Raw genomic sequence first — 2,527 nt, 5'->3', positions numbered from 1 at the left:
CGTGGACTGAAGCTTGGGATCTACTCGTCGCCAGGATCCAGGACTTGTGCGAAGTTCGAGGGAAGCTATGGACACGAAGAGCAGGACGCTCGTACCTATGCTGCCTGGGGTATCGACTATCTGAAGTATGACCTGTGCAGCTTCGGTGGAATGTTGAGCGAGGCCGGCAATGGCGATCAATCGGCGCCTGCGGCATTTGCTCTGCAGCAGGAGGCCTATCGCAAGATGCATGACGCTCTGGCTGCTACGGGACGGCCGATTGTCTTCAGCCTTTGCCAGTACGGTATGAGCAGCGTGTGGGAGTGGGGACCTCAGGTCGGAGGAAACCTCTGGCGCACGACTGGCGACATCAGTGACAAGTATGACCGGATGGCGCTCATCGGCTTTCAACAGGCGGGGCTGGCGCGTTACGCGAAGCCTGGCCAGTGGAACGATCCGGACATGCTGGAGATCGGTAACGGTGGCATGAATCTGGACGAGTACAAGACTCATATGAGTCTTTGGGCAATCCTGGCAGCGCCTCTGCTTGCCGGTAACGACCTCAGCAGGATGAGGCCGGAGCATCTGGCGATCCTGGTGAACAAAGACGCGATTGCGATCGATCAGGACTCTCTGGGCAAGCAGGGCGACCGCGTCTCTGCGATTGGACCCTATGAAGTTTGGAGCAAGCCGCTCGCACACGGTGGCATGGCGATAGCGCTCTTCAACCGCGGAGAGCTGGCGCATCCGGTCACTGCGAACCTGAAGGGGCTAGGCATTTCCCGAAAGGCAGACCTGCGAGATGTGTGGGCCGGCAAAGAGGTAGCCTATGCGGACACGTTTACTGCCACCGTTCCCAAACACGGTGTCGTGCTTCTATTGATCCGTCCTTAATGTAACAGTACGAAAAGTGCTATCAAGCCGCACGGGAAACGGCCCATGCGGCTTGCTTTTGTTGCTGGTCTCCTGATTCCTCTTGACCAAAGAGGGAGGAAGTTTGAGAGCATGGACTGGTCACAAGGAGCCGAACGCAATGGAACGTATCGATAGTCTTAGTCGCAGGAATCTGTTGAAACGTGGGGCGCTCGCACTCGCATCGGCGAGATTATCCCGCTTTGCGAAGGCACAGAATGCGCCGGCATCGGGACCGTATGGGCCGACCTGGGATTCCCTCAAACAGTGGCGAATGCCGGAATGGTTTCGCGATGCCAAGTTTGGCATCTGGGCGCACTGGAGCGCGCAGTGTGTGCCGGAGCAAGGTGACTGGTACGCACGCCGCATGTATCTGCAGGGAGACGCTTGCTACGACTACCACGTGAAGACATATGGGCATCCATCGAAGGTTGGCTTCAAAGAGATTGATCATCTGTGGAAGGCTGAGCGCTGGCAACCAGAACAGCTGATGGAGCTCTATGTGAAGGCCGGAGCGAAGTACTTCATGTCGCTCGCCTGTCATCATGACAATCTGGATTGCTTCGATTCCACACATCATCCGTGGAACACCACGCGGGTTGGTCCGGGAAAGGATATCGTCGGCACCTGGGAGAAGATCGCTCGCGCGCATGGAATGCGCTTCGGCGTCTCCAATCACGCTTCGCATGCCTGGCACTGGCTGCAAGCGGCCTATGGATATGATCCCGAGGGGCCGATGGCGGGAGTCCGCTATGACGCCTATCAGCTCAGCGCTAAGGACGGAAAGGGAACCTGGTGGGATGGACTGGATCCGCAGGAGCTCTACACCGGCCGGAATATCGTCATGCCCGATGGATTCAAAACCGTTGCCGAGGCCAACGCCTGGCACGAGAAGCATGACCGTGTCTGGGACGAGGCTCCACCTCCGGCGAACCCGGAGTTCGTCCGCACCTGGTATCTCCGTTGCAAAGATCTGATCGACAAGTACAAACCCGATCTTCTCTACTTCGATGACCGCGAATTGCCGCTCGGTCAGGCTGGTCTGGACATCACCGCGTACTATTACAACGCCAGCCTGTCGTGGCATGGAGGCCAGCAGCAGGCCGTTGTCGCGGCAAAGGAATATAGCCCCGAACATACGGGAGCGACGATGCTGGACATCGAACGCGGCCGTGCCCAGGGCATTCTGGAAGCTCCGTGGCAGACGGATACCTGTATCGGTGACTGGCACTATAAACGCTCGCTCTTTGAAAAACACCAGTACAAGACTCCGGAGTGGGTGGCGAAGTCGCTGGTGGACATCGTCAGCAAGAACGGCAACCTGATGTTGAATATTCCCGTTCGCGGTGACGGCAGTATCGATGAAGATGAGCACAAATTCCTTGCGGAGCTCGGACGCTGGATGTCAGTACACGGAGAGGCCATCTACGGCACGCGTCCCTTCAAAATCTATGGCGAAGGCGCACCGGATGTGAGCGGATCGCACAATTTCAACGAGACCAAGGCCCGAGCCTTTGACGCCAGCGATATCCGTTTCACTACCAAAGGCGATGTGTTATATGCATTCGTCCTGGGGTGGCCGGCAGATGGGAGGGTAAGCATCAAGTCGCTCGCCGTAAACAATGCGATGTATCCC

The 2,527-nt window shown here is 57.4% G+C and carries 2 protein-coding genes; both read left to right on the top strand.

The window, feature by feature from the left end; all coding sequences use genetic code 11:
- Positions 1–873 (top strand): glycoside hydrolase family 27 protein (locus AB4043_RS22190; RefSeq protein WP_442308119.1); only part of this gene is annotated, 873 nt, incomplete at its 5' end.
- Positions 874–1,012: 139 nt separating this feature from the next.
- On the top strand, positions 1,013–2,527 hold a 1,515-nt coding region (locus AB4043_RS22185), incomplete at its 3' end, for an alpha-L-fucosidase (protein WP_442308118.1).

The organism is Terriglobus sp. YAF25, assembly GCF_052113305.1.
Classification (GTDB): Bacteria; Acidobacteriota; Terriglobia; order Terriglobales; family Acidobacteriaceae; genus Terriglobus.
The sequence above is the reverse complement of the archived record's forward strand: the minus strand, read 5'-3'. Positions and strand labels throughout refer to the sequence as shown.